Raw genomic sequence first — 5821 nt, 5'->3', positions numbered from 1 at the left:
CCCATAGGGCTTGCCGGTGGCGGGATTGGTCGAGGCCGGGCCGGTGGACCCAAGGCAACCGCCGATGACGTTGGAGCAGATGACGAAGAAACGATTGGTGTCGATGATCTTGCCGGGCCCGATCAGCACTTCCCACCAGCCTGGCTTGCCGGTCACCGGATTGGTGCTGGCGACGTGCTGGTCTCCGGTCAGCGCATGGCAGACGAGGATGGCGTTGGAGCGGGCATCGTTCAGCGTGCCGTAGGTCTGGTAGGCGATCTGGAACGGTGACAGCAGCGTACCGGCGTCCAGCTTGAGCGGCTTGTCGGATCCAAAACGCAAAACCGGGCTCGACGGTTGGTCGACCTCGTTGTTGGTTTTGCGGGCACGCAGAACGGCCATGACATCCATCTCACACTTTGAGCCCACGCATCGCACTCGTCGAAAGTCGATGCCGATACGGGTGTCCGGCCGGCGCGGACAACAAAAAACCGGCATTGCGGTCGCAAAGCCGGTTACAGGATGCAAACGGCCCTTTAGCAAGTTGTTTAACGTGGCTGCAAGCCGACCGGCCAAATCACCACGGAAGTTCGCTCCCCTTCTAGGGCTGTGGCGCGCCGGCGTCAACGGCCTGCCTTGGGCGGGAGGCTGTCGCCTCTCGACATTGCAGGCCACGGCTTGTATTTCCGCTGCGGCTTCCCTCAGGAAGCGTTCTCGACGGATTTTGCGACATGAGCCAGACACCGGACCAGGCACGTCCAACCCCGCGCGCGGGCATCATGGACATAGACGCCTATGTGCCGGGCAAGAGCACGGCGCCTGCCGGCGTCGCCAAGGTCCACAAGCTGTCCTCCAACGAGAACCCGCTCGGGCCCTCGCCGAAGGCGATCGAAGCCGCGCGCGAGATTGCCGGAAAGCTTGACGTCTATCCAGATGGCACCGCCAGGCGGCTGCGCGAAGCGATCGCCGAGGTGCATGGCCTCAACCCGCAGAACATCATCTGCTCCAACGGCTCCGACGAAATCCTCGGCCTGCTGGCGCAGACCTATCTGGCGCCCGGCGACGAGGCCGTCATCACCGAGCACGCCTTCATGGTCTACAAGATCTACATCCAGTCGGCGGGCGCCGTTCCGGTGACGATCAAGGAAACAGACGAGCGCGCCGATATCGACGCCATCCTGGCCGCCGTCACGCCGCTCACCAAGATCGTGTTCCTCGCCAATCCCAACAATCCGACCGGCACCTATGTGCCATTCCAGGAGGTGCGGCGTCTGCATGCCGCACTGCCGAAGAACGTGCTTCTGGTGCTCGACGCGGCCTATGCCGAATATGTTCGCCGCAACGACTATGAGGCCGGCATCGAACTGGTCGGCAGCGCAGAGAACGTGGTGATGACCCGGACCTTCTCCAAGATCGGCCTTGGCGGGGCGCGGATCGGCTGGATGTATGCGCCGATGCACATCGTCGACGCCATCAACCGCGTGCGCGGCCCCTTCAACGTCAATGCGACGGCGATCGAGGCCGGCATCGCCGCCATTCGCGATCGCGCCCATGTCGAGCGCAGCGTGGCGCACAACGAGACCTGGCTGGCCTGGCTGAGTGAGGAATTCACAAAGCTTGGGTTGCGGGTGACGCCCAGCGTCGGCAATTTCATCCTCATTCATTTTCCCGAGGACCAGAAACATTCGGCGGCGGCGGCGGACGACTATCTGACGGCGCGCGGCTATATATTGCGGCGCGTTTCGGGCTATGGCTTTCCCAATGCGCTGCGCATGACCGTCGGCACCGAAGAGGCCAATCGCGGCGTTGTCGCCGCTCTCACGACATTCCTGAAAAGCTAGAAACCATGACATCACCGATGTTTGAAAAGATCGCGCTGGTCGGCATCGGCCTGATCGGCTCGTCGCTGGCCCGCGTCATCCGCCGCGAGGGCCTCGCCCGCCACGTATCCATCTCGACCCGCAGTGCGGCGACGCTGGCACGGGCCGAGGAGCTTGGGCTGGGCGATAGCTATAGCACCGATGCGAGAGAAGCTGTCCGCGATGCCGACCTGGTCATCATTTCGGTGCCGGTTGGATCGTCCGGCGCGGTTGCCGAGGAAATCGCGCCGGCGCTGAAGCCGGGCGCGATCCTCACCGATGTCGGCTCGACCAAGGCGTCTGTCATTGCGCAAGTGCAGCCTTATGTGCCTGAAGGTGTCCATTTCATTCCCGGCCACCCGCTGGCGGGCACAGAAAAATCCGGCCCCGACGCCGGTTTCGCCGACCTGTTCGACAATCGCTGGTGCATCTTCACGCCGCTGCCCGACACCGACCCGGACGCGTTGGAGAGGCTGTCGGAGTTCTGGCGGCGCTGCGGCGCCAACATCGACACGATGGATCCCCAGCATCACGATATGACGCTGGCCATCGTCTCGCATCTGCCGCACATCATCGCCTACAACATCGTCGGCACCGCCGATGATCTGCAGTCAGTGACCAAATCCGAAGTGATCAAATATTCGGCTTCCGGCTTCCGCGACTTCACCCGCCTTGCCGCCTCCGACCCGACCATGTGGCGGGATGTCTGTCTGCACAACAAGGACGCCATCCTCGAAATGCTGGCGCGGTTCTCGGAAGATCTGGCGTCGCTGCAGCGCGCAATCCGCTGGGGCGACGGCGAAAAACTCTTCGACCTGTTCACCCGCACCCGCGCCGTGCGCCGCTCGATCATCGAAGCCGGCCAGGACATCGACGTTCCCGATTTCGGCCGTCAGGCGGTCGAGCACCCCGCGAAGGGCTAGGTCTGTCTCAGGCAGGCCAGGTCTGCGCAACCATGGCCAGCGTCTCGGCTCGGTTCTGCGCCCCAAGCCTGCCGCCGAAGCGCAGGCATTTGAGCGCCGCGGCCGCACTGGCAAACCGCAAAGCCTGCTCGACCGGCATGGCTTCCGCCAGCCCGACGGCGAAGGCGCCGTGAAAGACATCGCCGGCGGCGAGCGTGTCGACCGCCTTGATTTTCGGCGCCGCGACATGGCGCACGCAGCCAGCGCGACGGTCGTGCCACCAACTGCCCGCCGCGCCGCCTGTCACTGCGACAAAAGCGTCGGTGCGGCTGGCGAGATCGGCGCAAGCCGTTTCCGGATCGAGCGCCTGGCCGCAGACGATGCGCGCTGCCGGCTCCGAAGCGATGATGTGCGTAGCGAGCGGCAACAACTGCTCAAGGACCTCCAGCGGCGCGGTGTCGGCATCGAGGATCGCCGGACGGCTGATGGCGCGCGCCGCCTTCAGGGCGAGTGCCGCCGCACCCGGCCAGCGGACATCTACCAGAACGGCATCGAATGCCATGAGGTCGGCGACCGGCAGGACATCGGGATCGGCCTGGGCAAGCCTGTCATAGAACGGCACGATGATGCGCTCGCCATGCGCGTCGACCAGGATCGAGGCCAGCGCCGAGCGGGCACCTCTGACGCGCCGCACGAAGGTGCAATCGACGCCTTCGGCCTCTATGCCGGCGATGAGCTGGTCGGCGACGGCATCGTCGCCGGCACTCGCCCACAGCGATACTTCGGCGCCCAGGCGATGGGCAGCGCAGGCGGCGCTGGTGGCCATGCCCGAGGCGATCTGGACGCCGTCGGAGGCCATGAACTTGCCCTGATGTATGGGCAGCGTCTCGACGCGCAGGATGGTGTCCAGCGTCAATGCGCCAACGCTCAGCAGCTTCACCGGTTTTGCCATGGCTGAGCTATTCGACCGGCTTGATCTTGCCCAGCGGAATGAAGCCGAGCGAGGCCTTGCCCCTGACCACCTTCAGCGGCATGGACGGTTCGTTGCCGAGCACCGCCAGGGCAGAAAAACCCTGCTCGATCTGGCTTTTCTGCTCGGGTATGGCGGTGCCGAGGATGGCCGCCACCGCCTTCGGGTCCTTCAACCTGATCATCAGGTCGGCGTTGACCAGGCCCTCGGCATCGACCGAGAGCGGTCCCGAAACGGTGATGCGCGCCGTCCCCGACGACAGGTCAAGGTTGCGGATTTCGATCGCCTGGCCACGAAGGCTCTTCACCTGCGTGCCGATCAGTGCGACGCCGTTCTTCAATGTCACGTCGCCGCTGGCATCGAGCGCCGGAAGCACGCGCCCTCCAATTGCGTCGGGGTCGACCTCGAGATCGCCGAAACTGCCGAGATAGTCGATATCCTCGCCGTTGGGCTGCAACTGACCTGATGCCTTGCCGGCACTGAACAGTTGCACCGGATCGGTATCGTCGGCCGGATCGGTCTGGCCGGAAAGGCCCTCTGCCTCCAGCGAAATCCGCCGCGGCAGCGGCCACCACAATTTGAAATTGGCCTGCAGATTGTCCCAGTCGATCCACAGCGGCACCATGTCGGGAACGGAGGTCCTGAGCGGGCCGCGCAGATTGGCAACCGGCGACAGAGGCTGGATGATCTGGGCGGCTGCGTTGAAACTGCCGGCCGAGGCCGCAATGTTCTTGGCATCGTCCTCATAGGCGAGGTTGTCGCAGGAGACGGTAAAGCTCAAGGGATAGCCGCTGACCTGGAGATTGGCGCAGCCGGCCTCGACGCCATTCTTGTTGAGCGTGGCAACCGCCTTGTCGGCCTCGCTCCTGACGCGGTCAGCCAGATAGAACCAGCCGCCGCTGTAGAGGGCGAACAGCACGACGATGAATGCTGCAAGCCAGATCAGGCGGCGACGTTTGTTCGGCTGGCGTTCGTCACTTGACGTCATGCTTTGGCTCTCGTTAACGCATGGGTATTGCGGACGGGTAGTCGATTCCGCCAGGTGGACAGACGAATAGTTAGACGGGACGGGCGGAAAAAACACCGGTCCGGGTGCGGTGTTGGCATCTTTTGCAATCAGGCGCGGCGATATGGGCGATTTTTGGGTGTTTGGCTATGGCTCGCTGATCTGGCGGCCGGGATTCGCGCATGTCGAAACACAGCGTGCCCGCCTGCATGGCTACCGGCGCTCGCTATGCGTCTATTCCTTCGTGCATCGCGGCACGCGCGAGCGGCCGGGGCTGGTGCTCGGCCTCGATCGTGGCGGGTCCTGCGTCGGCCTCGCATTCCGCGTCCCCGGCGACTTGCGCGACGAGGTTATGGCCTATCTGCGCGAGCGCGAGCTGGTCACCAATGTCTATCTGGAGCGTCTGCTCAAGGTTCGCCTCGACGGCGGCGGTACGGTCGACGCGGTGGTTTACATTGTCGACCGCCAGCACGAGCAATATGCCGGAGCGCTCGACGCTGCAGATGCGGCGGCCGTGGTGCGCGGTGCGGTCGGCCAGTCCGGCAACAACGAGGACTATGTGCTGAGCACCCTGGAGCATCTCGAGGCGCTGGGCATTCGCGACCATTGGCTGGAAGAGGTGGCGCGGCAGGTCGCGCCTTTGTGAAGCTGGCTCTGCGGAAAAAGGCCACCAGGCCTTTGACCTCGTTCAGGCAAGACCTAGGTTAGGCTCCAACCCTCAGCCCGCGGGCGCCATTTGCCCGCCCAATCATCCCGGAGATACGCCTTGCAGAAACGTCGTCTCGGTCGCACCGACTTGTCCATCGCGCCGCTGGTTCTGGGCGGCAACGTCTTCGGCTGGACTGCCGACGAAGCGGTCGAGCAGGTCGAACGAGGTTTTCTCGTCGGCGCCGGCCTCAACGCCATCGATACGGCGGACGCCTATTCGCGCTGGGTTCCAGGCCACAAGGGCGGCGAATCGGAAACCATCATCGGTAAATGGATGAAAGACCGTGGCAATCGCGACAAGGTCGTGGTGATCACCAAGGTCGGTTCGGATATGGGACAGGGGCACAAGGACCTGTCCGCCGCCTACATCGAAAAGGCCGTCGACGCATCGTTGAAG

Annotated in this window: 6 protein-coding genes, 1 pseudogene and 1 riboswitch; of the genes and pseudogenes, 4 read left to right on the top strand and 3 right to left on the bottom strand. The window is 64.1% G+C overall.

What is annotated here, in order from left to right; genetic code table 11:
• A pseudogene (gene metX / locus EN991_RS20735) lies at window positions 1-381 on the bottom strand (homoserine O-acetyltransferase); the annotation flags it as partial.
• 114 nt (window positions 382-495) lie between these two features.
• Window positions 496-573, bottom strand: a riboswitch (SAM riboswitch).
• 137 nt (window positions 574-710) lie between these two features.
• On the opposite strand from metX, the gene hisC reads away from it, so the two are divergent.
• Together hisC and EN991_RS20725 are read left to right on the top strand one after the other, a co-directional pair.
• Window positions 711-1820: a histidinol-phosphate transaminase gene (gene hisC / locus EN991_RS20730; RefSeq protein ID WP_127369429.1), complete on the top strand. Its 1110-nt coding sequence runs from the start codon at window positions 711-713 to the stop codon at window positions 1818-1820.
• 5 nt (window positions 1821-1825) lie between these two features.
• Entirely contained in the window at window positions 1826-2761 is a 936-nt protein-coding gene (locus EN991_RS20725) for a prephenate/arogenate dehydrogenase family protein (RefSeq protein WP_206519224.1), read from the top strand.
• Window positions 2762-2768: 7 nt separating this feature from the next.
• Here the strand turns inward: EN991_RS20725 and EN991_RS20720 are convergent, their stop codons facing one another.
• Both EN991_RS20720 and EN991_RS20715 read right to left on the bottom strand, forming a co-directional pair.
• On the bottom strand, window positions 2769-3692 hold the full coding sequence (locus EN991_RS20720; RefSeq protein ID WP_127369427.1) for a sugar kinase: 924 nt from the start codon (window positions 3690-3692) through the stop codon (window positions 2769-2771).
• 7 nt (window positions 3693-3699) lie between these two features.
• Complete coding sequence (locus EN991_RS20715; RefSeq protein WP_127369426.1) at window positions 3700-4698, bottom strand: DUF2125 domain-containing protein; 999 nt, start codon at window positions 4696-4698, stop codon at window positions 3700-3702.
• 142 nt (window positions 4699-4840) lie between these two features.
• On the opposite strand from EN991_RS20715, the gene EN991_RS20710 reads away from it, so the two are divergent.
• Entirely contained in the window at window positions 4841-5362 is a 522-nt protein-coding gene (locus EN991_RS20710; protein WP_024503756.1) for a gamma-glutamylcyclotransferase, read from the top strand.
• 120 nt (window positions 5363-5482) lie between these two features.
• Window positions 5483-5821, top strand: a 339-nt coding sequence (locus tag EN991_RS20705) for an aldo/keto reductase (RefSeq protein ID WP_164769233.1), incomplete at its 3' end; no start/stop codon positions are given.

It is taken from the genome of Mesorhizobium sp. M7A.F.Ca.US.005.03.2.1 (genome assembly GCF_003997795.1).
Lineage (GTDB): Bacteria > Pseudomonadota > Alphaproteobacteria > Rhizobiales > Rhizobiaceae > Mesorhizobium > Mesorhizobium ciceri.
The sequence above is the reverse complement of the archived record's forward strand: the minus strand, read 5'-3'. Positions and strand labels throughout refer to the sequence as shown.

Coding starts and splice junctions, on each gene's coding strand:
- EN991_RS20710 (WP_024503756.1), top strand. CDS start 4,841: ATGGGCGATTTTTGGGTGTTTGGCTATGGCTCGCTGATCTGGCGGCCG.
- EN991_RS20715 (WP_127369426.1), bottom strand. CDS start 4,698: ATGACGTCAAGTGACGAACGCCAGCCGAACAAACGTCGCCGCCTGATC.
- EN991_RS20725 (WP_206519224.1), top strand. CDS start 1,826: ATGACATCACCGATGTTTGAAAAGATCGCGCTGGTCGGCATCGGCCTG.
- EN991_RS20720 (WP_127369427.1), bottom strand. CDS start 3,692: ATGGCAAAACCGGTGAAGCTGCTGAGCGTTGGCGCATTGACGCTGGAC.
- hisC (WP_127369429.1), top strand. CDS start 711: ATGAGCCAGACACCGGACCAGGCACGTCCAACCCCGCGCGCGGGCATC.